General features: G+C 54.0%; 25 protein-coding genes. 22 read left to right on the top strand and 3 right to left on the bottom strand.

Annotated elements, in window-relative coordinates:
• The first annotated feature begins 10 nt into the window (after positions 1-10).
• The 19 genes from hisD (at position 11) to R3I13_RS14585 (ending at position 19,605) form a co-directional block, all read left to right on the top strand.
• On the top strand, positions 11-1,291 hold the full coding sequence (gene hisD / locus R3I13_RS14675) for a histidinol dehydrogenase (RefSeq protein ID WP_346318719.1): 1,281 nt from the start codon (positions 11-13) through the stop codon (positions 1,289-1,291).
• A 4-nt stretch (positions 1,292-1,295) separates the two neighbouring features.
• Entirely contained in the window at positions 1,296-2,348 is a 1,053-nt protein-coding gene (gene hisC, locus R3I13_RS14670) for a histidinol-phosphate transaminase (RefSeq protein WP_346318718.1), read from the top strand.
• Positions 2,345-3,478 carry a bifunctional histidinol-phosphatase/imidazoleglycerol-phosphate dehydratase HisB gene (hisB, locus tag R3I13_RS14665; RefSeq protein WP_346318717.1) on the top strand — a complete coding sequence of 378 codons (1,134 nt, stop codon included), beginning with the start codon at positions 2,345-2,347 and terminating at the stop codon, positions 3,476-3,478. The genes hisC and hisB overlap by 4 nt, the downstream gene beginning before the upstream one ends.
• Positions 3,479-3,853: 375 nt before the next feature.
• Positions 3,854-5,263: an anthranilate synthase component I family protein gene (locus R3I13_RS14660; RefSeq protein ID WP_346318716.1), complete on the top strand. Its 1,410-nt coding sequence runs from the start codon at positions 3,854-3,856 to the stop codon at positions 5,261-5,263.
• A 1-nt stretch (position 5,264) separates the two neighbouring features.
• Positions 5,265-5,834: an aminodeoxychorismate/anthranilate synthase component II gene (locus tag R3I13_RS14655; protein WP_346318715.1), complete on the top strand. Its 570-nt coding sequence runs from the start codon at positions 5,265-5,267 to the stop codon at positions 5,832-5,834.
• An 18-nt stretch (positions 5,835-5,852) separates the two neighbouring features.
• Positions 5,853-6,842 carry an anthranilate phosphoribosyltransferase gene (trpD, locus tag R3I13_RS14650; RefSeq protein WP_346318714.1) on the top strand — a complete coding sequence of 330 codons (990 nt, stop codon included), beginning with the start codon at positions 5,853-5,855 and terminating at the stop codon, positions 6,840-6,842.
• 6 nt (positions 6,843-6,848) lie between these two features.
• Positions 6,849-7,640: an indole-3-glycerol phosphate synthase TrpC gene (gene trpC / locus R3I13_RS14645; RefSeq protein ID WP_346318713.1), complete on the top strand. Its 792-nt coding sequence runs from the start codon at positions 6,849-6,851 to the stop codon at positions 7,638-7,640.
• Positions 7,637-8,260 carry a phosphoribosylanthranilate isomerase gene (locus tag R3I13_RS14640; RefSeq protein ID WP_346318712.1) on the top strand — a complete coding sequence of 208 codons (624 nt, stop codon included), beginning with the start codon at positions 7,637-7,639 and terminating at the stop codon, positions 8,258-8,260. The genes trpC and R3I13_RS14640 overlap by 4 nt, the downstream gene beginning before the upstream one ends.
• A gap of 7 nt (positions 8,261-8,267) precedes the next feature.
• On the top strand, positions 8,268-9,473 hold the full coding sequence (gene trpB / locus R3I13_RS14635) for a tryptophan synthase subunit beta (RefSeq protein WP_346318711.1): 1,206 nt from the start codon (positions 8,268-8,270) through the stop codon (positions 9,471-9,473).
• Between the two features lie 6 nt (positions 9,474-9,479).
• The gene (gene trpA, locus R3I13_RS14630; protein WP_346318710.1) at positions 9,480-10,250 is read left to right on the top strand and encodes a tryptophan synthase subunit alpha; all 771 of its coding nucleotides are present in this window, start codon (positions 9,480-9,482) and stop codon (positions 10,248-10,250) included.
• A gap of 67 nt (positions 10,251-10,317) precedes the next feature.
• On the top strand, positions 10,318-10,911 hold the full coding sequence (gene hisH, locus R3I13_RS14625; protein WP_346318709.1) for an imidazole glycerol phosphate synthase subunit HisH: 594 nt from the start codon (positions 10,318-10,320) through the stop codon (positions 10,909-10,911).
• Positions 10,908-12,053 carry a 1-(5-phosphoribosyl)-5-[(5-phosphoribosylamino)methylideneamino]imidazole-4-carboxamide isomerase gene (hisA, locus tag R3I13_RS14620; protein ID WP_346318708.1) on the top strand — a complete coding sequence of 382 codons (1,146 nt, stop codon included), beginning with the start codon at positions 10,908-10,910 and terminating at the stop codon, positions 12,051-12,053. The genes hisH and hisA overlap by 4 nt, the downstream gene beginning before the upstream one ends.
• A gap of 1 nt (position 12,054) precedes the next feature.
• Entirely contained in the window at positions 12,055-12,810 is a 756-nt protein-coding gene (gene hisF / locus R3I13_RS14615) for an imidazole glycerol phosphate synthase subunit HisF (protein ID WP_346318707.1), read from the top strand.
• A 40-nt stretch (positions 12,811-12,850) separates the two neighbouring features.
• A complete protein-coding gene (gene hisIE, locus R3I13_RS14610) occupies positions 12,851-13,447 on the top strand; it encodes a bifunctional phosphoribosyl-AMP cyclohydrolase/phosphoribosyl-ATP diphosphatase HisIE (protein ID WP_346318706.1) in 597 nt (198 codons plus the stop codon).
• On the top strand, positions 13,444-14,535 hold the full coding sequence (locus tag R3I13_RS14605) for a TlpA disulfide reductase family protein (protein ID WP_346318705.1): 1,092 nt from the start codon (positions 13,444-13,446) through the stop codon (positions 14,533-14,535). Before hisIE ends, R3I13_RS14605 begins: the two co-directional genes overlap by 4 nt.
• A 90-nt stretch (positions 14,536-14,625) precedes the next feature.
• Complete coding sequence (locus tag R3I13_RS14600; protein ID WP_346318704.1) at positions 14,626-15,768, top strand: TlpA disulfide reductase family protein; 1,143 nt, start codon at positions 14,626-14,628, stop codon at positions 15,766-15,768.
• Between the two features lie 111 nt (positions 15,769-15,879).
• The gene (locus R3I13_RS14595; protein WP_346318703.1) at positions 15,880-17,034 is read left to right on the top strand and encodes a carboxypeptidase-like regulatory domain-containing protein; all 1,155 of its coding nucleotides are present in this window, start codon (positions 15,880-15,882) and stop codon (positions 17,032-17,034) included.
• 20 nt (positions 17,035-17,054) lie between these two features.
• Positions 17,055-17,411, top strand: a complete 357-nt coding sequence (locus R3I13_RS14590; protein WP_346318702.1) for a BlaI/MecI/CopY family transcriptional regulator — start codon at positions 17,055-17,057, stop codon at positions 17,409-17,411.
• A gap of 25 nt (positions 17,412-17,436) precedes the next feature.
• Positions 17,437-19,605 (top strand): T9SS type A sorting domain-containing protein, encoded by a 2,169-nt coding sequence (locus tag R3I13_RS14585; protein WP_346318701.1) that lies wholly within the window; start codon positions 17,437-17,439, stop codon positions 19,603-19,605.
• Positions 19,606-19,699: 94 nt separating this feature from the next.
• On the opposite strand, the gene R3I13_RS14580 is transcribed toward R3I13_RS14585, so the two are convergent.
• Positions 19,700-20,746: a formylglycine-generating enzyme family protein gene (locus R3I13_RS14580; protein WP_346318700.1), complete on the bottom strand. Its 1,047-nt coding sequence runs from the start codon at positions 20,744-20,746 to the stop codon at positions 19,700-19,702.
• A 96-nt stretch (positions 20,747-20,842) separates the two neighbouring features.
• Between R3I13_RS14580 and R3I13_RS14575 the strand changes: the two genes are divergently transcribed.
• Entirely contained in the window at positions 20,843-22,240 is a 1,398-nt protein-coding gene (locus R3I13_RS14575; RefSeq protein ID WP_346318699.1) for a GH1 family beta-glucosidase, read from the top strand.
• Between the two features lie 92 nt (positions 22,241-22,332).
• Here R3I13_RS14575 and R3I13_RS14570 read toward each other — a convergent pair whose 3' ends face one another.
• Both R3I13_RS14570 and R3I13_RS14565 read right to left on the bottom strand, forming a co-directional pair.
• Positions 22,333-23,553 (bottom strand): hypothetical protein, encoded by a 1,221-nt coding sequence (locus R3I13_RS14570; RefSeq protein WP_346318698.1) that lies wholly within the window; start codon positions 23,551-23,553, stop codon positions 22,333-22,335.
• Positions 23,550-24,848, bottom strand: a complete 1,299-nt coding sequence (locus tag R3I13_RS14565; protein WP_346318697.1) for a DUF4270 family protein — start codon at positions 24,846-24,848, stop codon at positions 23,550-23,552. Before R3I13_RS14565 ends, R3I13_RS14570 begins: the two co-directional genes overlap by 4 nt.
• Positions 24,849-25,130: 282 nt before the next feature.
• Between R3I13_RS14565 and R3I13_RS14560 the strand changes: the two genes are divergently transcribed.
• Positions 25,131-26,153, top strand: a complete 1,023-nt coding sequence (locus R3I13_RS14560; RefSeq protein ID WP_346318696.1) for a hypothetical protein — start codon at positions 25,131-25,133, stop codon at positions 26,151-26,153.
• Positions 26,154-26,173: 20 nt separating this feature from the next.
• A complete protein-coding gene (locus R3I13_RS14555) occupies positions 26,174-26,467 on the top strand; it encodes a DUF4907 domain-containing protein (protein ID WP_346318695.1) in 294 nt (97 codons plus the stop codon).
• The last annotated feature ends 61 nt before the right edge of the window (positions 26,468-26,528 follow it).

The raw sequence follows: 26,528 nt of genomic DNA, 5'->3' as shown, positions 1-26,528 counted from the left end.
AAAAAGTGCTATGCAAATTATCCGTTACCCGGAGAAAGATACCTGGGGCGAGCTGCTGAAACGTCCTGTTTTCGATACCCGCCAACTGGAATACACCGTTTCCGCCATTCTCGGCGACGTGAAAGAAAACGGCGACGAAGCCCTTCGCCGCTACACCGCTCAGTTTGATAAAGTAACGCTGGACGGGATCTTTGTATCGGCAGAAGAATTTGAAGCTGCGGACGCGATATTGGAAGAATCTCTCAAAAGCGCCATCCGCACCGCTGCCGCCAATATTGAAATGTTCCACCGCGCGCAGGTGGAGCAGGTGACGCTGCTGGAAACCATGCCCGGCGTGCAATGCTGGCGCAAACCGGTAGGCATCGAAAAAGTAGGTTTATATATTCCCGGCGGCACCGCCCCGTTGTTCTCCACCATCCTGATGCTGGCCATTCCCGCCAGGCTGGCCGGCTGCAGCGAAATAGTGCTTTGCACGCCCCCGGGGAAAGACGGTACCGTGCACCCCGCGGTGCTCTGGGCTGCCCGGTATACCGGCATCACGCAGGTGTTCAAAGTGGGCGGTGTGCAGGCTATCGGCGCCATGGCCTACGGCACGGAAAGCGTGCCGAAAGTGTATAAGATATTCGGGCCGGGCAACCAGTATGTGACCTGCGCCAAACAGCTGGTAAACAGCGCCGGCGTAGCGATAGACATGCCGGCCGGTCCTTCGGAAGTGGCCGTGTTTGCAGACGATTCCTGCGTGCCCGCCTTTGTGGCGGCGGATTTGCTGTCTCAGGCGGAGCATGGGGCAGACAGCCAGGTGCTGCTCGTTACCACCTCCGGTGCCGTGATTGCGGCTGTTGAAAAAGAAGTTGCCGCCCAGCTGGCCCTGCTTCCCCGGAAAGAACTGGCCGCCAAAGCACTGGACAACAGCAAGCTGGTGCTCGTAAAAGACCGGGACGAAGCCATGGATATGCTCAACGCCTATGCGCCAGAGCACCTCATCATGGCCTGTGAAAACGATGAATCGCTGGCTGCCCGCGTAGTGAACGCCGGTTCCGTTTTCCTCGGCAACTATTCCCCCGAAAGCGCAGGCGATTATGCATCCGGCACCAACCACACCCTGCCCACCAATGGCTACGCCACAGCTTACAGCGGCGTGAGCGTGGACAGCTTCGTGAAGAAGATCACCTTCCAGCGCCTTTCCCGCGAAGGGCTGAAAGCCCTGGCCCCGGCTATCGAGGCCATGGCGGCGGCTGAAGGACTGGAAGCGCACAGGAATGCAGTTTCAATCAGAATTAAAAACATGTAGACATATGTTCGACCTGGATAGTATTTTAAGGGACAATATCAAAAGATTGGTGCCATACTCCTCCGCCCGCGATGAGTTTAAAGGCGAGGCCTCCGTATACCTGGATGCAAATGAGAACAGCTTCGGCTCCCCGCTTCCTGTTGCCTATCATCGCTACCCGGACCCGCTGCAGTGGAAGGTGAAATACCGCCTGGCGGAGATCAAGGGCGTGCCGCCGCAGAATATCTTTCTCGGCAACGGCAGCGACGAAGCGATAGACATCCTTTACCGCGCCTTCTGCCGCCCGGGGATCGACAATGTGGTGCTATGCCCGCCCACCTACGGCATGTACGAAGTGAGCGCCAACATCAACGATGTGACCGTGCGCAAAGCCTCTCTCACACCGGATTTCCAGCTGGACCTGGAGGCGATCGAAAGCGCGGTGGATGAAAATACAAAGCTCATTTTCATCTGCTCCCCCAACAATCCCACCGCCAACGCCATCAACCGGCAGGACATCGAGGCCGTGCTGAATAACTTCGACGGCATCGTGGTAATAGACGAGGCTTATATCAATTTCTCCCGCCAAAAATCCTTCATACAGGAGCTTACGGAATACCCGAACCTCGTGGTGATGCAAACGCTTTCCAAAGCCTGGGGCCTTGCCGCCCTGCGGGTAGGGATGGCCTTTGCCAGCGAAGACATCATCAATGTGTTCAACAAGATCAAGCCGCCGTACAACATCAACCAGGCCTCGCAGGAGCTGGCGTTGCAGGCGCTGGAGAATATAGACCAGGTGAATGGCTGGATTAAAGAGACCGTGGAAGAACGCGAGAAATTGCAGGCTGAGCTGGTGAAGCTGCCTATCGTGGAGCTGGTATACCCCAGCGATGCGAATTTCCTGCTGGTGAAAACCGTGGATGCGAAAGGCATTTACAACAAGCTGGTGGCGCAGGGGATCATCGTGCGCGACCGTTCCAAAGTGGAGCTTTGCGCCGGCTGCCTCCGTATCACCATCGGCACGCCTGAAGAGAATGTTGTATTGCTTGACACTTTAAAATCGATTTCCGCAATATGAAAAGGGTTTTATTCATAGACCGCGACGGTACCATGATCCGCGAAGTACCGCCCACGTACCAGATCGACTGCCTCGAAAAGGTTGAATTCTATCCCAAAGTATTCACCTACCTCGGGAAAATAGCCAGGGAACTGGATTATGAGCTGGTGCTGGTGAGCAACCAGGATGGCATGGGTACGGATTCTTTCCCGGAACATACCTTCCACCCGCCGCATAACCATATCATCCGCACGTTTGCCAACGAGGGCATCGTGTTTGCCCGCGAGCATATAGACGCATCGCTGCCGGCAGACAACAAGCCCACGCGCAAGCCGGGCATTGGCATGCTCAGCCAGTATTTCACCCCGGAATACGATCTCGCCAATTCCTTCGTGATCGGCGACCGCATTACAGACGTGAAGCTCGCCCAGAACCTGGGCGCAAAGGCCATCTGGCTGAACGAAGGCACCGGCCTGGGCGCTGCTGAAGTAAAAGGCGATGAATCCCTCAAAGACGTGATCGTGCTGGAAACAACAGACTGGGCGAAGATCTACGAGTTCCTCAAGATCGGGCTGCGCAGGGTAAAACACACCCGCACCACCAAGGAAACCGATATCCATATCGAGCTGAACCTGGACGGGACGGGGCAGGCAGACATCCACACCGGGCTGGCCTTTTTTGACCATATGCTGGACCAGATTGCCCGCCACGGCAGCATAGACCTTACCATTCGCGCCAAAGGCGACCTGCATATAGACGAACATCACACCATCGAAGATACCGGCATTGCGCTGGGAGAGGCCTTTGCCATGGGGCTTGCGGATAAAAAAGGGATGGAACGCTACGGTTTCTGCCTGCCCATGGACGACTGCCTGGCCCAGGTGGCCATTGATTTCGGCGGCCGCAACTGGATCGTGTGGGATGCGAAATTCAACCGCGAAAAAGTAGGGGATATGCCTACAGAAATGTTCTTCCACTTCTTCAAATCCTTCTCCGACGCCGCTAAATGCAACCTGAATATCAAGGCGGAAGGGGAGAATGAGCACCACAAGATAGAAGCGATCTTCAAGGCATTTGCCAAGGCCGTGAAAATGGCCGTGAAGCGGAACCCGGACAATATGCAATTACCCAGCACCAAAGGCGTACTGTAAGATGAAGAAAATAAAATTTGCATTTTCCGATAAAACCCTGCATATTTGCCCTCATAATGCAAATGAACAACACATACAAACTCTGGTGGCACGCAGGCAATTTCTCCGCTGTGTAGCAGTGCCGTGTTTGTATTGAACATACTAAAAAGAAGGCTCGCTGTACACAGCGGGCCTTCTTCGTTTTCAGCCGGCCCCGTACCGGGTAAAACAAAAGTCAACGGATATTTATATGACATCGAAGATGCCATTCGACAAATGAAAAGACAAACTTGAACGAATGACACCGCAAGGTGCCATACGGCCAATAAAAAAGACGAATGATTGCGTATGACATCGAAGATGCCATGCGGCCAATGAAAAGACAATTATGAACGCATGAAACAAATTCAGGTAAAAACAAAGTCAAAGAAGATGCTCGCTGATGTGTTCACACCCGTCAGCATCTACCTCCGCATCCGCGACAAATTCCCCGGCTCCATCCTCCTGGAAAGCACGGACTCCAATGCCAGCGAGAACAGCTGGTCCTTCATCGGGATCAAGCCCATTGCAGGCATTGAAGTGACCTCCACGGACATCTTTGAGTTCAAATACCCCGGCCAGCCCGTAGAACGCAAGCAGCTCTCCAGCAAAGCCGCCGTGCTCAAAGAGATGGATACCTTCCTGAAGAGTTTCAAGTTCGCCGAAAAGCCGCCCATTCCTTTCGGGGAAGGCCTTTACGGCTACAGCGCCTACGATTCCGTGCAGTTCTTCGAAAAGATCTGCTTTCAGAAACGCCCGGCCGCAGGCAATACCATCCCGCTGATGCGTTACCGTTTTTACCAGTATGTGATCGCCATCAACCATTTCAAAGACGATATGTACCTGATCGAAAACCAGGTAGACGGCCAGGAAAGCGAGTTCGATTTCGTGGAATCGCTTATCCGCAACAAGGACTTCCCCATGTATTCCTTTGCCGGCAAAGGTGAAGAACAAAGCAATATGACGGACGAAGCCTATATGGAAATGGTGGAAAAAGGCAAGCAGCACTGCTTCCGCGGCGATGTATTCCAGATCGTGCTTTCCCGCGCCTTCCACAGGCAGTTCAGCGGCGACGAGTTCAATGTGTACCGCGCCCTCCGCTCCATCAACCCATCCCCTTACCTCTTTTATTTTGACTATGGTGATTATAAGCTGATGGGCTCCTCGCCTGAAGCGCAGCTCATCATCAAAGACAGCAAGGCAGTGATACACCCGATAGCAGGCACTTTCAGGCGCACCGGCAACGATGAGCAGGACAAACTTCTTGCAGACCAGCTGCTGGAAGATCCGAAAGAAAATGCAGAGCACGTGATGCTGGTAGACCTTGCCCGCAACGACCTGAGCCGTTACGCCAAAGACGTTGAAGTGGAAACTTACCGGCAGATCAAGTATTACTCCCACGTGATCCACCTCGTGAGCGAGGTGACCGGCAAACTGGAACCCAACAGCAGCCCGTTCGACATACTGGCGGCCACTTTCCCGGCAGGCACTTTATCCGGCGCACCCAAATACAAGGCCATGGAGCTGATAGACAGCTACGAACCCACTGCGCGTGGGTTCTACGGCGGCTGTGTGGGTTTTGTAGGTTTCAACGGCGATTTCAATCATGCCATCATGATCCGCTCCATTCTCAGCAAGAACAATACGCTGTACTACCAGGCGGGCGCGGGCGTGGTGGCCAAATCCGTGGCCAGCTCTGAATTACAGGAAGTGAACAATAAACTCAATGCATTAAAACAGGCCATTATCCTGGCGCAAAATATCTGATATGAACATCCTGGTATTTGATAATTACGATTCGTTCACCTACAACCTCGTTCACCTCGTGGAGAAGATCATCGGCGGAAAGGTAACCGTGGTAAGGAATGACGAGATCAGGCTGGAAGATGTGGACCAATACGACCGGATCATTCTTTCCCCCGGCCCCGGCATTCCTGAAGAAGCAGGCTTGCTGCTGCCTTTGATCAAACAATACGCGCCCACCAAAAAGATATTCGGCGTTTGCTTGGGCCAGCAGGCCATTGGTGAGGCTTTCGGCGCAAAGCTGACCAATCTTACCGATGTGTATCACGGCGTGGCTACTCCCGTCAACATCATTTCCCGCAACGGCCGGCTGTTTGCCAACCTGCCGGAAGAGCTGGAAGTAGGCCGTTACCATTCCTGGGTAGTGGATGAATCCACGCTGCCCGCGGAGCTGGAAGTAACCGCCCGCGACGAACATGGCTACATCATGGCGCTGCAGCACCGGAAATACGACGTTTGCGGTGTGCAGTTTCACCCGGAAAGCGTGCTCACGCCGCAGGGAGAGCAGATCCTCCGCAACTGGTTAGGGCTGTAACACAATAAAATCAGGACAATGAAAAAGATACTCAACTATCTGTTCGAACATAAAACATTCAGCCGCGAAAGCGCAAGGGAAATACTGACCAATATTTCCAAAGGTGTATACAACGAAAGCGAGCTGGCGGCTTTCATGACCGTGTTCCTCATGCGGAGCATCACCATCGAAGAGCTGCTGGGCTTCCGTGACGCACTGCTGGAGCTGTGCGTGCCGGTGAAGCTGGAAGATAACGTGCTGGACATTGTGGGCACCGGCGGCGACGGAAAGAACACTTTCAACATCTCCACACTCAGTTGCTTCCTGGTGGCGGGCGCGGGCGGAAAAGTGGCGAAGCACGGCAACTACGGCGTGTCTTCTATCAGCGGCGCTTCCAACGTGATGGAAAACCTGGGCTACAAGTTCAAGAACGACGAAAGCAGGCTGAAACAGGAGATGGAGCAGGCGGGCATTTGCTTCCTGCATGCGCCGCTATTTCACCCGGCGTTGAAAAACGTAGCGCCGGTGCGCCGTCAGCTGGGCGTGCGTACGTTCTTCAACATGCTCGGCCCGCTGGTAAACCCCGCGTTTGCGCAGCACCAGCTGATCGGTGTGTACAGCCTCGAAATGGCGCGCATTTACAATTACCTCTTCCAGCAAACAGATAAACGTTACGCCATCGTGCACAGCCTTGACGGTTATGATGAGATTTCCCTCACCGGCGATACCCGCATCATCACCAACAAAGGTGAGCAGGACTGGACGCCCGAAGCCCTCGGCAAAAGGAAAGTGCATGCGGAAGACATTTTCGGCGGCAACACTACTGAAGATGCGGCGAAGCTCTTCCTGAAAGTGCTGAAAGGCGAAGGCAGCTGGGCGCAGCATTCCGTGGTAATGGCCAACGCCGCCATGGGCCTGTATTGCCTCGAAAAATACCCGACGTACGACGAATGTTTCCAGGCGGCTGTGGAGTCGCTGGAATCAGGCGCGGCATATAAAGTGTTCCAAAAACTTATTTCCTTACAATAACACCGTATGAAGAACATCCTGGCAGAAATAACCGCGCACAAGGCCGTGGAAGTGGCGGAAAGGCAAAAGGTAAGGCCCGCGCAGGAACTGGAGAGCACTTCCATGTTCCAGCGCACGCCGCTGTCGCTCCGCAGCTACCTGAAGCAACCGGGGCGGAACGGTATTATTGCGGAATTCAAACGCCAAAGCCCGTCCAAAGGCGTGATCAACGCCACCGCCACCGTGCAGGAAGTGACGACGGCCTATGCCCGCCACGGCGCATCAGGCCTGAGTGTGCTCACGGACCAAAATTATTTCGGCGGTTCTATGGACGACCTGCAAACAGCGCGGGCAGCGAACGTCATTCCCATTTTGCGGAAAGATTTCGTGATAGGGGAGTACCAGATACTGGAAGCCAAAGCCATCGGGGCAGACGTGATATTGCTGATCGCCGAATGCCTTACGCAGGCGGAAGTAAAGCACCTCGCGGAATTTGCGCATAACCTGGGGCTGGAAGTGCTGCTGGAAGTGCATACTGCCGACCAGCTGGACAAGATCACCCCGCATACGCACCTCGTGGGCATCAACAACCGCGACCTGAAAACGTTCCAGGTAGACATTTACCGCTCCATGGAACTGCTCAAACAAATACCCGCGGAATACAGCAAGGTGGCCGAAAGCGGCATGGACGACCCCGCTACTATCGTCACCCTCCGCAACGCGGGTTTTGACGGATTCCTGATCGGCGAGCATTTTATGAAAGCGGAAAACCCGGGCGCCGCGTTCGAATCATTCACTCAAAAACTGGCTTCATTATGAAGATAAAAGTCTGCGGCATTACCCGGAAAGAAGACCTGGACGCGCTGGTACAGCTGAAGGCGGATTACGCCGGGTTCATATTTTATGGCAAATCCCCGCGCTTCGCCGGCAATAAGCTGGACGGGCGCACCGTGCGTGAAATAGGGCAGCAGATCGGGAAAGTGGGCGTGTTCGTGAATGCGGACCCGCAGCAGGTATTGCAGACGGTGAAAGATTATGGCCTGGATATGGTGCAGCTGCACGGTGAAGAATCGATCGACGTTTGCCGGAAACTTCGTTTGTCCGTTCCCGTTGTAAAGGCTTTCCCGATGGGAGAGAAGGCCAATGGCGCGGACAACGCAGCGCCTTTCATGCCGGTAACCGACTATTTCCTGTTCGACACTGCCAGCAAGGAGTATGGCGGTACAGGCAGACAGTTCAACTGGGAATTGCTCAATGACTACAGTTACGATAAACCTTTTTTCCTCAGCGGCGGGATTGGTCCCGGCGATACCGAAGCCGTGCTGCGATGGCGGCATAAGCACCTGTTTGCGCTGGACGTGAACAGCCGGTTCGAGACTGCTCCCGGCGTGAAGGACATGGATAAAGTAGCAGCATTCATCAACACAATCAAAAAATAACTGGATCATGGATATCGCGGTGAATACATCACAATCCAAATATCATGTCAATAAAAAAGGCTACTACGGCGAGTTCGGCGGAGCATACATCCCCGAAATGCTGTATCCCAATGTAGAAGAGCTGCAGCAGCAATATATGCAGGTCATTTCCGACCCCGCTTTCCAGCAGGAATTTGAACAGCTGCTGAAAGACTACGTGGGCCGGCCTTCTCCGCTGTATTTCGCCAAACGTTTGTCTGAAAAGTATAAGGCGAAAATTTATCTCAAGCGGGAAGACCTTAACCATACCGGCGCACACAAGGTGAATAATACCATCGGGCAGATACTGCTGGCCAAACGGCTGGGAAAAAAACGCATCATCGCTGAAACCGGCGCAGGCCAGCATGGTGTGGCCACTGCCACTGTTTGCGCGCTGATGGGGCTGGAATGCGTGGTGTATATGGGCAGTGTAGACATCCAGCGGCAGGCGCCTAATGTGGCCCGCATGCGCATGCTGGGCGCTACCGTGGTGCCCGCCACCAGCGGCAGTAAAACGCTGAAAGACGCTACCAACGAAGCGATCCGCGACTGGATCAACAATCCCGTGGATACCCATTACATCATTGGTTCCGTAGTAGGGCCGCATCCGTATCCTGATATGGTGGCGCGTTTCCAGTCCGTGATCAGTGAAGAGATCAGGCAGCAGCTTACGGAAAAGACCGGCAAGGCTGAGCCCGATTATGTGATCGCCTGCGTAGGCGGGGGCAGCAATGCCGCAGGCGCATTCTTCCATTTCACCGATGCGGAGAAAGTGAAGCTGGTGGCCGTTGAAGCGGCGGGCCAGGGCGTGAACAGCGGTTATTCCGCCGCTACGAGCCAGCTGGGTAAACCGGGCATCATCCATGCCAGCAAAACCCTGCTAATGCAAACGGACGACGGGCAGATCGTGGAGCCGCATTCCATTTCCGCAGGGCTGGATTATCCCGGCGTGGGGCCGATGCACGCGAACCTTTACGCGACAGGCCGGGCGCTTTTCCTGAATGCCACAGACGATGAATCGCTGGCGGCGGGTTATGAACTGAGCCTTCTCGAAGGCATCATTCCCGCGCTGGAATCGGCCCATGCGCTGGCCAAGCTGAAAGACCTGCCGCTGAAGTCAGAAGACGTAGTGGTGGTATGCCTTAGCGGGCGCGGCGACAAAGACCTGGAAACCTATATCAAACATTTAAAGTAAAAGAGCATGAACAGGATCGATCAACTCTTTCAAAATAAACCGAAAGACATACTCAACGTCTACTGCACAGCCGGTTACCCTTCGCTGAACGATACCGTAACCATAGTGGAGGCGCTGCAGCAGAGCGGGGCAGACATGGTGGAGCTGGGCATGCCCTTTTCCGATCCCCTGGCTGATGGCCCGGTGATACAGGAAAGCAGCACCCGCGCCATTAAGAACGGTATGCGCATCAGCGTGCTGTTCGAACAGCTGAAAGGCTTGCGGGATAAGGTTTCCCTGCCGCTCATCCTCATGGGGTACATGAATCCCGTGATGCAGTTCGGCGTGGAGAAATTCCTGCAGAAATGCGCCGAAACCGGCGTGGACGGCCTCATTCTGCCGGACCTGCCAATGGACGAATATGAGGCGGAATACAAGCTGCTGTTCGAAAAGTACGGCCTGCATAATATTTTCCTCGTAACGCCCGAGACCAGCGAAGCGCGCATCCGGAAAATTGACAGCGTGAGCAACGGTTTCGTGTACGCCGTTTCATCTTCCTCCACGACGGGAAAGGACAAGGATATGAGCCACCAGGAAGCATATTTTCAGCGGCTGAAGGCGATGAACCTGCGCAATCCCGTCCTGATCGGGTTCGGCATCAGGGATAGCAAGACCTTCCGCGAAGCCTGCCGCCACAGTAACGGCGCAATTATCGGCAGCGCATTTGTGAAAGCCATCGAAAACAGTGCTAACTTGCAGGCTACCGTGAAAGAATTTGTGGCAGGCATCAAAAGTTAAACTAATGAAACCGGGCCGGAAGAAGCCGCAAGGTTTCATCAGACCTTTGAAAAATAATTAATAACTGATGAAGACAGCGATCATCAAATACAACGCCGGCAACACCCGCTCCGTGCTCTTCGCCCTCGAAAGGCTGGGCGTGGAAGCTACCGTGACGGACAACCCGGAAGAACTGAAAGCGGCGGACAAGGTGATATTCCCCGGCGTGGGAGAAGCCAGTACAGCCATGGCTTACCTGCGCGAACGCAAGCTGGATACGCTTATCAGGGACCTGAAGCAGCCGGTGCTCGGCATTTGCCTGGGCATGCAGCTGCTTTGCAAACATTCCGAAGAGAACGATACAGACTGCATCGGCGTGTTTGACCTGGAAGTGAAGAAGTTCCAGAGCCCGGTGGAGAACCTGCTGAAGATTCCGCAGATAGGCTGGAACAATATCACCGGCCTGCACAGCGTGATATTCGAGCATGTGAACCAGAACGACTACATGTATTTCGTGCATAGCTATTTCGCGGAGCTGGGCTCCGAAACCACGGCTATCGCCAATTACGTGATCAATTACAGCGCGGCTTTGCAGAAAGATAATTTCTACGCTGTGCAGTTTCACCCGGAAAAGTCTGCGGAAGCAGGCCAGAACATCATCGAGAGCTTTTTACGACTGTGAGCATACAAATCAGGAATATTACCACGGCAGATACGCTGCAATTGCGCAGGGACGTGATGTACCCCACCTGGCCGCTGGACCGGGTGACGCTGCCGCATGATGCGGACGGCCTGCATTACGGCCTGTATGCAGACGGCCGGCTGGTAACCGTGGTGTCGCTTTTTATAGAAGGCGACTCCGCGCAGTTCCGCAAGCTGGCCACCGCTGCCGATCAGCAGGGCAAAGGTTTCGGGAAACAGATGATGCAGCACCTGCTGGAAGTATGCCGCTCGCAAGGTATCAGCACCCTCTGGTGCAATGCCCGCGAAAGCGCGCTGACCTTCTACCGGCAGCTGGGCTTCACCGTTTTCAGCGACCGCTTTTTTAAAGACGACCTTCCTTTCTTCAAAATGAAAATACCCGTGGAACCCGCTTCCAAAAAGACTTTCAACATCATCCCCGCCATAGACATCATCGGCGGGAAATGTGTGCGCCTCACACAAGGCGATTACGCGCAGCAAAAAGTATACAACGAAAACCCGCTGGAAGTAGCGCAGGAATTTGAAGACAGCGGCATCCAACGTTTGCATCTCGTAGACCTCGACGGCGCAAAGAAAGGCGCTGTCGTGAACTGGAAAGTGCTGGAAACCATTGCCGGGAAGACCGGTCTGGTCATAGATTTCGGCGGCGGCATCAAAAGCGGCGACGACCTGAAGGTGGTGTTCGAATCCGGCGCCGCGCTGGCTACCATCGGCAGCGTGGCCGTTAAGCAGCCCGAGCTGTTCTTCAGCTGGCTGAACCAGTACGGGGCCGGTAAAATGTTTCTCGGCGCCGACGTGAAAGAAGAAAAGATCGCCGTAGGCGGATGGCTGGAAACCACCGACCGCAGCATTTTCGACTTCCTGCGCACTAACCTGGAGCGCGGCGTGAAAGAAGTATTTTGTACAGACATCGCGAAAGACGGCCTGTTGCAGGGCCCTTCCACCGGCCTCTATAAAAAGATCATTGCAGAGCTGCCGGGCATCCAGCTTACCGCCAGCGGCGGCGTGAGCGGGATAAGCGATGTGGAAGAATTACAGGCTGCGGGCCTTGCGGGCGTCATCATCGGCAAGGCCATTTATGAAGGCCGCATTACATTACAGGAACTGAAGAAATTTATCTGATATGCTTACAAAACGCATCATACCCTGCCTCGATATCAAGGACGGACGCACCGTGAAGGGCGTGAACTTCGAGAATATCCGCGACGCCGGCGATCCCATTGAACTGGGAGCGCTGTATGCAGCGCAGGGTGCGGATGAGCTCGTATTCCTCGACATCACCGCCACCAACGAAAGAAGGAAGACCCTTTCGGAACTGGTGACCCGCATCGCCCGTCACGTGAACATCCCGTTTACCGTAGGCGGCGGCATTTCTTCCGTGGAAGATGTGAGCGTGCTGCTGAATGCCGGTGCAGACAAAGTGTCTGTGAACACCGCGGCATTTAAGAACCCCCAGCTGCTCAACGATCTTTCCCGCGAATTCGGCAGCCAGTGCATCGTGCTGGCCATCGATACACGGTTTGAAGAAGGCGACTGGTTTGTATACCTCAACGGCGGCCGCGTGAAGACCGAGAGCCGTACAACAGACTGGGCCAAAGAAGCCGTGGACCGCGGCGCGGGAGAGATACTGCTCACATCCATGAACAACGACGGCACCAAGCAGGGCTTTGCGCTCGACATTACGGGCCGCCTTTCCCGGCATCTCCATGTGCCCGTGATCGCTTCCGGCGGGGCAGGTACTATGGAGCACTTTGCGGACGTTTTTGAGAAAGCAGGCGCAGATGCGGCCCTGGCGGCCAGCATCTTCCACTATAAGGAAATGGAAATACCGGAGCTGAAGAACTACCTCTACAAAAGAGGCGTGCAGATCCGCTTCTGATTGATATATATTTATTATATTTAAAGTGATTTTTACCCATATGGAGGTAGATTTTTCCAAGTCACCGGACGGATTGGTGCCGGCAATCATACAGGACGCCATCAGTCACCGGGTGCTGATGCTGGGGTACATGAACCGCGAAGCGCTGGACAAGACCCTGGCCGAAAAGCGTGTAACGTTCTTCAGCCGTTCAAAGAACAGGCTGTGGACCAAAGGGGAGGAAAGCGGCAATTTCCTGAACCTGGTGAGCGCCGCGCTGGATTGCGACCAGGACACGCTGCTGCTGAAAGTTCACCCCGTAGGCCCTGTTTGCCACACCGGCGCAGATACCTGCTGGAATGAGCAAAACAAGGACGCCGCATCGTTCCTCAGCGGCCTGGAGCAGGTGATCCGCAACAGGAAAGAAAATCCGACAGAGAAATCATATACCGCTTCGCTGTTTGCCAAAGGCATCAACAAGGTGGCGCAAAAAGTGGGCGAAGAAGCCGTGGAACTGGTGATAGAAGCCAAAGACGACAATCGGGAGCTGTTCCTGGGCGAAGCGGCGGACCTGTTGTTCCACTATTTGATCCTGTTGCAGGCCAAGGGCTTCACGCTCGAAGATGTGATAACCGTATTAAAAGACCGTCATAAATGAGAACCGTATCCATCCTCTTTTCCTTACTGGCAGCAGCTTTTGTTGCCAATGCACAGTTCAGGGTAAGCGGCAGCATTGCACCGGCCCAGGAAGGGCAGAAATTGTATTTCGTCAGCGAAGACGGTAATACGCGTGATTCTTCCGTGTTGAAAGACGGGAAATTCTCCTTCCAGACCGCCTACAAACCGGCGAAAGACGATATGTTCGCCCTGCTGCTCGAAGGCCAGCAATACCCGATGCTGCTGGTGGCGGAAAACAACGAGGTGGAAATACAGGGCGACGCAGCCGGCTTTCCTGTGGCCAAGACCGTGAAAGCCGGGCAGCAAACCCAGTGGATGCAGGCCTACCACAAAGCCATGGAGCCCGTGCTGAAAAAAGTACAGGAGCTGAATACCGAAGCAGCTACCATCAACAGCGATGACGAAGCCGCCAAAGCCGCGTTCCGCGCCAAGGCCACCGACTTTGAAACACAGCTGATGAATACAGGCATGAGCTTCGTGAAAGACCATCCCAAGGCCCAGGCCAGCTTGTTCCTGCTCTATGGTGAGCTGAAGGACAGGCTTACGGAAGATGAGTTCAGCAAACAGTTCGGTTCACTGGATGCTTCCGTGCGGAACACCAAATTCGGAAAATCCATAGCAGAAGAGATCTCCGCGGTAAAGGCTGAAAAGGCTGACGCGGGTATGGCAAAGGATTTTGAACAGAAAGACCCCAAAGGCAAGCTGGTAAAACTCTCCTCTTTCCGGGGCAAATATGTGCTGATAGACTTCTGGGCCAGCTGGTGCGGCCCCTGCAGGCAGGAAAACCCCAATGTAGTGGCGGCTTACCATAAATTCAAGGATAAGAACTTCACCATCCTCGGCGTGTCGCTGGATAAAAACAAGGCCTCCTGGCTGGAAGCCATCGAGCAGGACCGCCTGGAATGGACCCAGGTGTCTGACCTCCAGGGCTGGGCAAACGCTGTAGCACAGCTGTACCGTGTGCAGGGTATCCCGCAGAACTTCCTGGTAGACCCGCAGGGAAAGATCATTGCCAGCAACCTCCGCGGCCGCGCACTTGAAAAGAAGCTGGAAGAGGTGCTGCGATAAGCCCCTGCCGGACCGCTTATCATTTTAGCCTTGCTTTTGGCGGGTGGAATGGCCAACTTTGTTGCAGCACATCATAAACTGTTACCAAGTATGAAGAAATTGATCCTTGCAGCTGTGCTGATGAGCCCGGCTGCAATGTTGTTGGCGCAGGATAAGAAAACAAAAACCTACCAGTACCATATCGAAGGCAGCATAGCGGACGCGAACCAGGAAAAACCGGCCAAGTATTATCTCAGGATGAGAACGGCGGGGGTTTTTAAGATGGACAGCGCAATCGCCAATGATGGAAAATTCTCTTTTACCGGCGAAATCCCGGAACCGCAGTTGGCGCAGATCTTCGCTGTAATTCCCGGAATGCCCGACAACTCTATGGGCAGGAAGGAAATAGCGCTTATTTTCCTTGGGAAAGGCACTACCCAGCTGAACCTTGCCACTCCCGCCTCCAAAGCGGAAGCCGGCGGCACGCATGAGCAGGGCGCCTTCAACGAACTGAACGATCTGCTTCGCTCGGTGAATAAAGACTACGAAACAGCCATAAAGAAATACCGCGAAGCCGCGGAATCCAAAGACGAGGACAAGCTCAAAAAAGCAGAGACCCGCCTGGAGCAGCTGGAAGCCAGTAAAAAGGCCGTGATGCGGAAATACCTGGAAGACAATCCCGAAACACCCATCGGGATGTATGTGCTGAACCAGGTGGCCGGCTACGAGCTGAACCCCGATGAAGTGGAACCGCTTTTTAATGCGCTCTCCAAATCTGTCCGCAAATACCCTTCAGCCAAAGAATTTGAGCACCGCGTGGAGCTTGCCAGGAAACTGGCCGTGGGTCAGCCTGCCATCGACTTCAACCAAAGGGATGCAACAGGCAATCCCGTATCTCTCGCGTCTTTCCGCGGAAAATATGTGCTGGTGGACTTCTGGGCCAGCTGGTGCGGTCCCTGCCGCGCAGAGAATCCCAACGTGGTAAAGGCTTACAACCGTTTCAAAGAAAAAGGCTTCACTATCCTGGGCGTTTCCTTCGACGAGCGTAAGGACAAATGGCTGCAGGCCATTGAGCAGGACGGCCTCACCTGGACGCACGTTTCCGACCTCAAGGGCTGGGGCAACGAAGTAGGCAAGCTGTACGGCATCCGCGCCATCCCGCAGAATGTGCTGGTAGACCCGCAAGGGAAGATCATCGCCCGCAACCTGCGCGCGGAAGACCTGAACCGTAAGCTGGAAGAACTGCTTAAATAATAACTTCTCCGACCATAACAGGCCAGCCCCGCAAAGGCTGGCTTTTTTTGCGGAAAAATATTATTTGGAAGTGTTACGAACTGTTCGTAGATTTACGATAGTATCGTAATTATGAAGATCGTTTTGCTTGGAATATGGATCTGGCTGGCCGCAGGACTAACACCCGCCGTTGCGCAAACGGTATTCAAAGTTTCCGGAAAGGTGCAGGACGAGAGCGGCAAACCGTTGCCTTTTGCAAGCGCCTTCCTGAACCAGACCACGCTGGGAGACAGGACCACAGAGGCGGGAACGTTTGCGATACAGGGCATTCCGCCCGGGAAGTATGAGTTGATCGTTTCTTATCTTGGATATGAGCCGGTGATAGCACCGGTGGAAGTACAGGCAGATGTGAGCGGCGTGACCGTGGTGTTGAAGCCGAAAGCGGGCGTACTGAAAGAGTACGTCGTGCGCAAGGACCCCGAGCGGGAGAGATGGATGAAGATATTCGTGCAGACGTTTGTAGGGCGGAGCAGCTTTGCGCAGCAATGCCAGCTGCTGAACGGTGAGATCGTGGACCTGAAATATGACCAGGCCACCAACACGCTCACCGCCGCTGCAGACGACTTCCTGGTGATAGACAATGCTGCGCTGGGTTACCGCATCAAGTTCCTGCTCATGCATTTTACATTCGACATGCGCAAGGGTTACTCCATGTATTACGGCAACCCGATGTTTGAACCGATGAAGCCGCGGAATAAAAGGCAAGCGCAAAAGTGGGCGGACAACAGGAAAGCCGCATACCTTGGCTCTACCATGCAGTTCTACAAAAGCCTGGCGAACAGAACGCTGGAGCAGGACGGATATACAGTACAGAAGCTGGTGCGCAAGGAAAGGAAAAGGGATTTCGTGGAGCCTGAAGAAGAGCTGCAGTCGGGGCAGGTGAAAATGCAGAAACCTAAAATGTTTTCTAAATATGTGAGTTACCTGTATACCGCGCCGTTGCCTTATGACAGCATGGTGTACAGATCAGGCAACGGTTATGTGATGAATTTCAAAGACCTGCTTTACGTGACCTACAAAAAAGAAAAAGAGGACAAGCTATACGTCAGCACCATGCTGCCGCCGGATGCCAAACGAAGCTGGCAGACCTCCGTGCTGCAGTTGCTCGCGCCGGAAGTAAAAATGGATCAGAACGGCAACCTGGAAGCCCCTATGGACGTGATCTGCGAACAATACTGGGGCTGGGAGAAAATGGCGGAAATGCTGCCTTTGGATTATAAATTATAAAATTTCAAATCGTTCATTATATGGAAAAACTGACGAAACAGGAAGAAGCTGCGATGCAGGCCATCTGGAAAGTGGGCAGCGGGTTTGTGAAAGACTTCCTGGAAGCGCATGCCGCGCCCGCCCCGCCTTATACCACGCTTGCTTCCACCATCAAAAACCTTGAGAAAAAAGGCTATGTGGACGCCCGCAAGATCGGTAACGTGTACGAATACACGCCGGCTATTGAAGAAGGAGAATATAAGAAGAAGTTCATGAGCGGTTTCGTGAAAGATTATTTCGAAAACTCTTACAAAGAACTGGTCACGTTTTTCGCCAAAGACAAAAAGATCAGTCCTGAAGAATTGCAGGAGATCATCAACATGATCGGGAAAAAGTAATGCTGAACCCTTATAAATCAACGGTATGACCGCATTGTTCATATACCTGATAAAAGCCAATATCGCGCTCTGCCTCTTTTACCTTGCCTACCGGCTGGGGCTTCGCCGGCTTACCTTTTATACCCTCAACCGCGTGTTCCTCCTTACCGGGATCGTCTTTTCATCATTGTTCCCACTGGTAGATGTGAACGATTTTTTCACCCGCAACGAAACGCTCGCATACCAGGTAGTACAGTATGTACCGGACTTCGGCGTGCTGCAGCAAGCTGCAGGCCCGGAAGCATTTACCGTTTGGGTGCTGCTGGAATGGGTTTTCTGGACGGGTGTGGCCGTGATGGGCCTCCGGTTGCTGATACAGCTGGTGTCGCTGCTGATGCTGCATAGTAGAACGGAAAAGGTAACATTGCAGCAGCAGTCCATCCGCAAAATGGACGGCAACGTAAATCCCTTTTCATTTTTCCGCAACATCTATGTAAACCCTGAACTGCACACGCCGGAAGAGCTGGAAGCCATCGTGCAGCACGAGCAGGTGCATGTAAAGGAATGGCATTCAGCAGATGTGATGATGAGCGAACTGAATAATGTCTTCTATTGGTTCAACCCCGGCGCGTGGCTTATGAAAACCGCCGTGAAAGAGAACCTCGAATTCCTGACCGACCGCAGGATACTGCGTTCCGGCGTGAACGCCACGGCTTACCAATACAGCCTTGTGAAGGTAAGCGCTGCGCAGCACGTAGCGGGAGTAGCCAACAATTTTAATTTCTCTCATTTAAAAAACCGCATCAAAATGATGAACAAAACAAGATCATCGCGCGTGCAGCTCTACCGCTATGGAGTATTGGCAGGCGTGGTATGCGGCGTCCTTTTATCCCTGAACTATACAAAAGCCGGCGCGGTGGTGCACAACGTGGTGAGTGAAGTGAAAGAAGTGCTGGAACCCGGCAGGGATACGGTGCCGCCCGCAACAGCCAACCCGGTTCCGGATGCGTTCAGTACCGGGGAAGAGCTGGCCAAACCAGTGGAAGAAAAATTCAAATCGCTGAAAGCGGATGAATTCCAGACCATCGACGTCAAAAGCCGGAAGCCGGAAACACTTACGGTCTCCGCCGTTAATCTGACGGGACAGGTAAGCGGGATCATCATCTCCCGTAACGATAGCGTTCCCGGCAAACCTGCTGCCGGCAAAGTTGACAAATGGGAAATCATTTCCAGCGAAGAGCCGCGTGATCAGGGGAATTTACTGAAATCGCAAGGTACGGGCAATATTGTCCTCTATGGGCCTGATACCAGCCACAAGCCGCTCATTGTGGTGGATGGAAAGCCTTATCCGCCCGGTGAACTGGTCCTCAATCATATTGCCCCGAATTCCATTGAATCCATTCATATCCTGAAAGATAAATCCGCTGCCGCATTATACGGTCCTGCGGGGCAAAACGGCGTGATCCTTATCGTTACTAAAAAACAAGTGAAAGGGAAAAAGCTGGAAGAAGTGGTGGTGACAGGTTATGCGTCGCCGGCCAAGGGTGGCGAAGTTGAAGAAACACGACCGCTGAATGAAGTGGTAGTAGTAGGTTACGGCAGCAAGCCAGCAAAGAGCAGTGCTTCGGCAGGAGAAGTTAAGGAAGAAGTGGTAGTAACCGGTTATGGCAAGCCCGCAAAGAACTATGCTTCAGCAGGAGATGCGAAGGAAGAGGTGGTTGTAACCGGCTATGGCCGAAAAAGGACCGCAACAACAGGAGACGTGAAGGAAGAGGTGGTAGTCAATGGTTATGGCCGGAAAAGAACGACAACGTCTGCAGGTGAACCGGTGGTGGAAAGGACTGTAACAGGTACTTATGCACCCCAGGCCGCTGGCGGGATACCCGATTCCACCCAGGCAACTGAAGCAGCTTCCAACACCAAGAGAAGTGTGCTGACCCTTTCCAGAACAGAAGGCTCGGATAATGCGGTGAACACGATCTATCCGAATCCGACCAAAGGGATCATGAACATTGCATTTACGGTTCCCGAAGCCGGCAACAATTTCCTGGAAGTGAAGGATATGAATGGGAGAACGGTATACCGCCAGTCCCTGGCGGGTATTAAAGGGGCCTATAAGGGCCAGGTGGACCTGAGCCGCTTCCCCGCCGGCTCTTACGCAGTGCGGGTAAAACTGTCCAACGCCGAAATGAGCTCGATCATCGTGAAACAATAAAGCGCTTTCCGATAAACCTGATGCAAGAATTGATAAGAAATAACCTATGATATTTCCGGCAGGCTTTCCAGTCTGCCGGTTTCATTTTTCAACATTACCGCGCACTGCGCGCGCAACGGAAACCGAGGTTGGATAAGCCCGAGGAAGGTGTTGTTTTCATTCTTGCCGATACCCTGTAACCCCTGCAATATTCATCGCTGCACATAAAAGAACCGCCCCGGATCACGCGCTTTACATTCCTTGGATCATCGGAAGGATCGTTCGGCGTATTGGAACCTTCAGGGTTCCGCGTTCCGGGTTTCACCTGGCTGTAATAGCTGTTGTCGTACCAGTCTGCGGTCCATTCCCACACATTGCCGGCCATGTCATATAGTTTGAAAGCGTTAGCTGCAAAGGATTTCGCCGGAGCGGTACCATAAAAGCCATCAGCCTGTGTGTTTTCGTAAGGGAAATGGCCGTTCCAGATATTGGTCTTGCCGGGGCTTGCCTGCGGTGTTTCAGAGCCCCAGGGGAATGGCTGGCCCTTCAGCCCGCCACGCGCGGCATATTCCCATTCCGCTTCGGTAGGCAGTCTTTTCCCGGCCCATTTGGCATAGGCCTGCGCATCGTCCCAGCTGATGTGCACAACCGGATGCTGCTCTTTGCCTTTAAGATCGCTGCCCGGCCCTTCGGGATGCTGCCAGCTGGCGCCGCGCTCGAAGCTCCACCATTGACTGACATCCCTGAGGTCTACAGCTGTTGTGGTAGGCACAAAAACGAGGGAACCCGGGAGCAGGTCCGCACTGTCCGGCTCAGGAGAGCCGGGCGGGAGGGTAGCCATGATCTCTTCCTTGGAAATGGGCTTTTCAGCAGTAGTGATGTAGCCGGTGGCTTTCACGAAAGCCGCGAATTCGGCATTGGTCACTTCATGCTCATCCATCCAGAAGGAATCGATCTTTACCAGGTGCTTCGGGTATTCGTCTGGCTGGCCGGAATCATCGTCAGCCCCCATTTCAAATTCCCCTCCGGGTACCAGCTGCATGGGGTTCAGCTGTTCCACCACGGAAGGAACGGTGTGGCCTTTCTGCTTCGCGGGTTGGTTGTTGCATGCTGCCAGCATCATGATCAGCGCCAGGGCCTGGCCGGGATATTTAGTTATCATACGTGTGCAAAGGTACAACGGGGCCGTGAAATTGTTAAATTGTTAAATTGCTGCCGGGAGGCCCATAAATGCGCATAATCCGTAACTTGCCCCATCATGGCTTTTACGCGAGAAGATTTCGGGCCGGATTTCAAATGGGGAGTAGTGATCTCCGCTTTCCAGAACGAAGGCTCCCACGATGTTCACGGCAAGGGTCTTTCCATCTGGGATGCGTTCCAGGACAGGAAAGGGAGGATCAAAGACCGCACGCATGCCCGCACCGCCTGTGACTTTTACAACCGTTACCGGGAAGATATTTTCCTGGCGCGTTCCCTCGGCTTCAACGTATTCCGTTTTTCCCTCTCATGGCCCCGCATCCTGCCGAACGGCACCGGCGCGGTGAACCAGGCCGGTATTGATTTTTACCACCGTGTGATAGATACCGTGCTGGAAGCCGGGATGGAACCATATGTTACGCTCTATCACTGGGATCTTCCGCAGGCGCTCGAGCACAAGGGCGGCTGGTGCCACCGCGGCACCGTGTTCGCATTCGAGGAATTTGCCAATCTCTGTGCCCGGGCCTACGGTCATAAGGTGAAAAACTGGATCGTGCTGAACGAGCCTTTTGGTTTTACTTCGCTCGGGTATATGCTGGGCGTTCATGCCCCGGGCAAGTTCGGGCTGAGCTATTTTTTTCCTGCCGTGCATCATGTGGCGCTGGCGCAGGCTGAAGGAGGAAGGGCGGTTCGCACAGAAGTGCAGGATGCGCGCATTGGTACTACTTATTCCTGTTCGCAGATCATTCCTTACACCAACAACGAGCGCGACCAGCAGGCGGCCCTGCGGGCGGACGCGTTGTTCAACCGTCTTTTTATAGAACCCGCGCTGGGCCTGGGTTACCCTACCGACGTGTTTCCCCTGCTGAAGCGGATCGGCCGGCGGTATTCGCTCTGGCGCGATTGGGAAAAGCTTCCGTTCGACTTTGATTTTATCGGCATACAGAATTATTTCCCGCTGGTGATCCGTTACAATGCGTTCATGCCTTACATACAGGCGTCTGAAGTGAAGCCAGGCTCTCGCCGCGTGCCGCAGACCGCGCTGGGCTGGGAGATCAGCGGGGCGGGAATGTACAGCATCTTACAGCAGTTTGCCGCATACGAAGGCGTGAAGGAAATTGTCGTAACCGAAAGCGGCGCAGCCTTTAAAGATTCGCTGGTGAACGGCGCGGTAAACGATGCGGACCGCACCGCGTATTTTAAAGAATACCTGCAGGCCGTGCTGCTGGCCAAACAGGCAGGAGCGCCCGTGAGCGGTTATTTCGCATGGACGCTCACCGATAATTTTGAATGGGCTGAAGGATACAACGCGCGCTTCGGGCTGGTGCATGTAGATCATGAAACGCAGCAGCGGACGGTGAAAGCATCCGGCCACTGGTTCCGGGAGTTGTTGAGTAATAATGTTGCTGAACTGCAGGCAAGCGGGAAAGCAGGCTGGAACCGGGGTAGCCGTCGATAAAAAGCACCGGCGGGCAAAAGAAATCCTTTTTTTGAGGTTAACGCCGTATAAAGGTTGCTGAGTATGGTATTCCTTTTACCCGCCGGGCCGTGTTATAATTCTTTGCGTTTGAAGAACCAGTTGTCGCGCAGGCCGAGATGCAGCACGATGTTGAAATAAGATTCCGTGATAAGGCCATTGGCGGACGTGCCGCGCTGCCCGCCTTCCAGCCCTAGGTAATACCTTAAGTGGCCGGTTCTGCTGGGCAGGGACGCGCCCACGGAAAGCCCGAAATCATTGATCTTCTGGCCTTTCACTTGTATATACCCAGTGTGATAGCTCAATCCCGCCTGGATCGATAAACCCTCTGTTTTCCTGTCGAAATAATATTTGTAGAATGAATACTCCATGCCGCCCGCGAAACGCTGCGAGTTCACGTATTTAAAATCCGTATGTTTCCCGTTAAGCCCTTCCCATTGCTGCCTGCGGTAATCCGCCAGCCAGGTGATGTGCTCGTTGGAAAGCGAAAGGCCGATGCCCAGCTGCGCAGGCAGGTAATAATTTCCCGTGCTGCTGTTGCCCTCATACAGCATATTGTTGTTCGCGTCCCGGATTGAAAATTCATCTTCGCTATGGAGGCGGGTTTGCCAGCGGTATGTAGCGCCGGCGCCCACATCCCAGGCGCCTGCCTTGCCTGTGTATTGCAAACCTGCCGTGAAATTGAAGTTGCGGTAGAAGGAGCGTTTCTCCGTATGTATCTCGTTATTCCCCAGGCTGTCTGTAATCGTGACCGGCCCGAAAAGCAAGGCAGACGATAATCCTGCATAAAAATTTTTACTGATCTTAATGCCGTTCGAAAAATAAAGCCGGTTGATGCCGCCCGTGCCTTCGATCGCGTTCTGTATCTCGGATTCCGTGCCTGCGATGTGCGTATTGTTCACCAGCTTAAAATCCACGCGGCTGTATGGCATCAGGCCGAAGCTGAGCCCCCAGCGGGGATTTACTTTGAAGCCTAATGCAATGCGTTTGAACGCAATGTCGCCGGCAGACTGGCTGATGGTGGAGCTGTTGTACTGGATCGATTTTGCGGCAACGGTGGCTTCAAAAAAGAAAGTTTCCAGGGGAATGCGGCCGTAGGAAGCAGGATTGAGCTCGTTCAGGAAATTGGCGGAAGGCCGGGCAATGCCGGCGCCGCCGGTGCCGAAGTTGCGGCCGTAATCTTTTTCCTCGAGGTCGCCGATGCCGTAAGCGGAATACAGCGAGTTCACGCCTTTCTGCGCCTGCGCCTGCACGGCCAGCAGCAACAAACAGCCGATGGTATATTTTCGCATCATTGGTATAACAGGTAATAGATTTTCAATTGCGCACGGTACTTCCTGTTGCCGCCGCTGCCCACCACCAGGCGGTTTAGCTGGGTATGATACTCACTGAAAGGCGCAGCCAGCAGCAGGCCCCGGTAAGTGTACACATTGGCGGTCATCATGGCGCGGCAGTATTCTGTCACGTCCCAGGAATACTGGTTGTTTTCAGGATAGAGCTTGTCCAGCCGCAGGTTGCCATACTGGATGCCAGCGGCAGAAGAGAGCGTATCGCCCTGCACCACGATGTTCTTTTTATCTGCCAGCGTAAGCGTAAGCCGCGGCGGCAGCGGGTAATCTTTCAGTGTGCCGTTGTCCGGCCTTATGATCAGTTCCGCCTGCATGATGCGGCCGTACCGGCCCAGTTCCTGCAGGCCGGCAATGGAGGGGAAGTCTATGCGGGTCACTGCGCCGGTGAGCGGCTGCACGAAGGTGCGGTTCTCCGTCGTTTCGCCGGGCAGGCCTTCTGCGCCGGTTTTCAGGCCGGCGAGAGGCGTATTGCCCCGGTCGTAGGTAAATGAGTTGAATTGCAGCTCGGGCAGGTTCATCCGGAAGTCCACCGTTTTTTCTTCTACCGTTTCTTTCGCGATGTGATAATGCAGCCGCATCACCACCGCCGTATCGTTCATGAGCAGGCGGAATGCCGCGGTATTGTTCACGCCGCGGATGCTCAGCCCTTTGAAATAATCCCGCCAGTAGTCTTCGTTGGAAAGGTCGTCCGATTTGTTCTTCAGCATCTCAAATAATTCGATCCCTTTTGCATCGTCCATCCTTAAATGAACGGCGTTGCCGGAAGTGGGGCGGATGTATTGCGTAACGTCCGCCAGCGGCGTAGCTGCGATGGGGAACTGCTGGTGGCTCCACAGCACGGTGTAATCGTCCGGCAGCAGCAGCGGGCGGGTGAGCTGGAATACCTGGAACCTTTGCGGCGGGAGGGTGTCGCCATAATAATGCCCGTCCGGCCTGATGATCAGTTCCAGCGAATCATAAATGGCGCGCAGCTCCGGTGTGGTGGTAACGGGAAGGCCTACACGGAATGTGGTATGGGATGTGAATTTCCCGAACACGGGATCGGTATAGCTGCCAACGAGGCCGGTGCCGGTGCCGGAAGTACGTACGGAATCCATCTGCACGGTACGCATCTGCACCTGGAGAGTATCCATCAGTGAGTACTGCACGTTTCCCCCGTCGATCACGTTATCATATGAAAATCCGCTCTTGTCACACGCGGAAAAGCAGGCCATGGCGGCCAGCATACTTAACCGCTTCATTAAGCAATGGTTTGTAAGTTGCATAGCTGCGCAATGATAATCAGCTTAGCCAGCCCGATGGGGCGGTAATATGCAGGCCCCGGCTTTTTGCCGGTCAATCCCGGTTATTTCCCGGCGAGTGGTGTTTTAAGCCGAATAAAGGCCGTTTGCCGGCAAAGCGGTAAAACGGCAGGGTTGGCAGACGAAAACCGCTTATTCGTCCTTAAATGCCCTTTGTCCGTCTATTTTAAAGTACCCATAACAGTTCCCCGGATAATTTTGGCCGTGTTAAAAAAACTATTTATGCAGAAAGCAAGAATTTATTGCTGGATACTCGCGGGCCTGCTGGCCGGGTGTTCTAAAGACCCCAATGATGACGATGAGGTCGGCAACTGGGTGGAATTGTCGGAACTGGCCGGCGACCCGAGGGCCGAAGCCGTGTCGTTCGTGATCGGGGATACGGCTTACCTGGGAACGGGCTTCAACGGGGAGGATTATTTACGCGATTTCTGGAAGTACACGTCGCGCAGCGGATGGGCGCAGAGCGCCGACCTGCCTCCCGGCGCTGATGCGCGCAGCAGCGCAGTGGCCATGGTGATCGGGCAGACCGCCTATGTGGGCACCGGGCAGAACGAACTGGGCTACCGCCTGAACGACTTCTGGGCCTACACACCGTCGAAGGGTTATTGGGAAAGAAAAGCAAAGCTCATCGGCCCCAATCCCGCACTGGACCTGTCGCGCAAAGATGCCGTGGCCTTCTCGGTGAAAGGGAACGGCTACGTGGCCACCGGCTACCATGATGGCGCGCTGAAGGATGTATGGAAATATGTTCCCGCCGAAGACAAATGGTACCCGATGCAATCGTTCGAAGGTACCAAGCGTACGGAAGCCGTGGCGTTTGTGATCCAGGACAAGGCATACATCGCCACCGGCGTCAACAACAGTGAGAACAAGATCGATTTCTGGATGTATAATGCGGATGCGGACGATTGGGTGGCGCTCCGCGATATCGCCAACACCAACGACGACCAGGATTATGATGACGACTACGACATCGCATGCAGCAACGCGGTGGTATTTGTGAAGAACAACAAAGCCTACATCAGCACCGGCACCAAAGGAGGGAACTCCGTGCTTACCTGGGAATACAATCCTGCTACAGACATGTGGATACAGCGGAGGGATTTTGAAGGCGTGGCAAGAACGGGCGCCGTGGGATTCACGCTGAACAACGTATTGTACCTGACCACGGGCCGCAGCAGCGGCTCTTATTTCGATGACCTTTACAGCTTCGACCCCGAGGCAACCTACAACGAAGACGATTGATATCCAAGCCAACGCAACTTATGAGGAAATTATGCTTATTCGCAGCCATTGTATTGACACTGCTGGCATGCCGCCGGCAGTCAATACTGCGGCTTACCACGGAAAAAACGCAATATGGGTGGGCTTACAGGATCACTCAAAAAGGGAAGCCGCTCATCTTCCAGGAACACATTCCCGCCATTCCCGGTTATCATCCATTCAAAAGCAGGGACGACGCACAACGGACAGGCCAGCTGGTATTATCCAAATTAAAGAGCCGCAGGTCCCCGTCGCTCAGCATCAGGGAAGTGGACAGCCTGCAACTCACACGGTAACTTTAACACTTGCTTAAGAGTCTCGGCAGCTCTTTTAACACTTGCTTAAGAGTATGTGAAG

Origin of the sequence: Chitinophaga sp. YIM B06452 (genome assembly GCF_039655965.1) — a bacterium.
Taxonomy (GTDB): Bacteria; Bacteroidota; Bacteroidia; order Chitinophagales; family Chitinophagaceae; genus Chitinophaga.
The sequence above is the reverse complement of the archived record's forward strand: the minus strand, read 5'-3'. Positions and strand labels throughout refer to the sequence as shown.

Excerpts from the sequence above, each read along its gene's own strand:
- hisD (WP_346318719.1), top strand. The coding sequence starts at position 11 with ATGCAAATTATCCGTTACCCGGAGAAAGATACCTGGGGCGAGCTGCTG.
- hisC (WP_346318718.1), top strand. The coding sequence starts at position 1,296 with ATGTTCGACCTGGATAGTATTTTAAGGGACAATATCAAAAGATTGGTG.
- hisB (WP_346318717.1), top strand. The coding sequence starts at position 2,345 with ATGAAAAGGGTTTTATTCATAGACCGCGACGGTACCATGATCCGCGAA.
- R3I13_RS14660 (WP_346318716.1), top strand. The coding sequence starts at position 3,854 with ATGAAACAAATTCAGGTAAAAACAAAGTCAAAGAAGATGCTCGCTGAT.
- R3I13_RS14655 (WP_346318715.1), top strand. The coding sequence starts at position 5,265 with ATGAACATCCTGGTATTTGATAATTACGATTCGTTCACCTACAACCTC.
- trpD (WP_346318714.1), top strand. The coding sequence starts at position 5,853 with ATGAAAAAGATACTCAACTATCTGTTCGAACATAAAACATTCAGCCGC.
- trpC (WP_346318713.1), top strand. The coding sequence starts at position 6,849 with ATGAAGAACATCCTGGCAGAAATAACCGCGCACAAGGCCGTGGAAGTG.
- R3I13_RS14640 (WP_346318712.1), top strand. The coding sequence starts at position 7,637 with ATGAAGATAAAAGTCTGCGGCATTACCCGGAAAGAAGACCTGGACGCG.
- trpB (WP_346318711.1), top strand. The coding sequence starts at position 8,268 with ATGGATATCGCGGTGAATACATCACAATCCAAATATCATGTCAATAAA.
- trpA (WP_346318710.1), top strand. The coding sequence starts at position 9,480 with ATGAACAGGATCGATCAACTCTTTCAAAATAAACCGAAAGACATACTC.
- hisH (WP_346318709.1), top strand. The coding sequence starts at position 10,318 with ATGAAGACAGCGATCATCAAATACAACGCCGGCAACACCCGCTCCGTG.
- hisF (WP_346318707.1), top strand. The coding sequence starts at position 12,055 with ATGCTTACAAAACGCATCATACCCTGCCTCGATATCAAGGACGGACGC.
- hisIE (WP_346318706.1), top strand. The coding sequence starts at position 12,851 with ATGGAGGTAGATTTTTCCAAGTCACCGGACGGATTGGTGCCGGCAATC.
- R3I13_RS14605 (WP_346318705.1), top strand. The coding sequence starts at position 13,444 with ATGAGAACCGTATCCATCCTCTTTTCCTTACTGGCAGCAGCTTTTGTT.
- R3I13_RS14600 (WP_346318704.1), top strand. The coding sequence starts at position 14,626 with ATGAAGAAATTGATCCTTGCAGCTGTGCTGATGAGCCCGGCTGCAATG.
- R3I13_RS14595 (WP_346318703.1), top strand. The coding sequence starts at position 15,880 with ATGAAGATCGTTTTGCTTGGAATATGGATCTGGCTGGCCGCAGGACTA.
- R3I13_RS14590 (WP_346318702.1), top strand. The coding sequence starts at position 17,055 with ATGGAAAAACTGACGAAACAGGAAGAAGCTGCGATGCAGGCCATCTGG.
- R3I13_RS14585 (WP_346318701.1), top strand. The coding sequence starts at position 17,437 with ATGACCGCATTGTTCATATACCTGATAAAAGCCAATATCGCGCTCTGC.
- R3I13_RS14580 (WP_346318700.1), bottom strand. The coding sequence starts at position 20,746 with ATGATAACTAAATATCCCGGCCAGGCCCTGGCGCTGATCATGATGCTG.
- R3I13_RS14575 (WP_346318699.1), top strand. The coding sequence starts at position 20,843 with ATGGCTTTTACGCGAGAAGATTTCGGGCCGGATTTCAAATGGGGAGTA.
- R3I13_RS14570 (WP_346318698.1), bottom strand. The coding sequence starts at position 23,553 with ATGATGCGAAAATATACCATCGGCTGTTTGTTGCTGCTGGCCGTGCAG.
- R3I13_RS14565 (WP_346318697.1), bottom strand. The coding sequence starts at position 24,848 with ATGAAGCGGTTAAGTATGCTGGCCGCCATGGCCTGCTTTTCCGCGTGT.
- R3I13_RS14560 (WP_346318696.1), top strand. The coding sequence starts at position 25,131 with ATGCAGAAAGCAAGAATTTATTGCTGGATACTCGCGGGCCTGCTGGCC.
- R3I13_RS14555 (WP_346318695.1), top strand. The coding sequence starts at position 26,174 with ATGAGGAAATTATGCTTATTCGCAGCCATTGTATTGACACTGCTGGCA.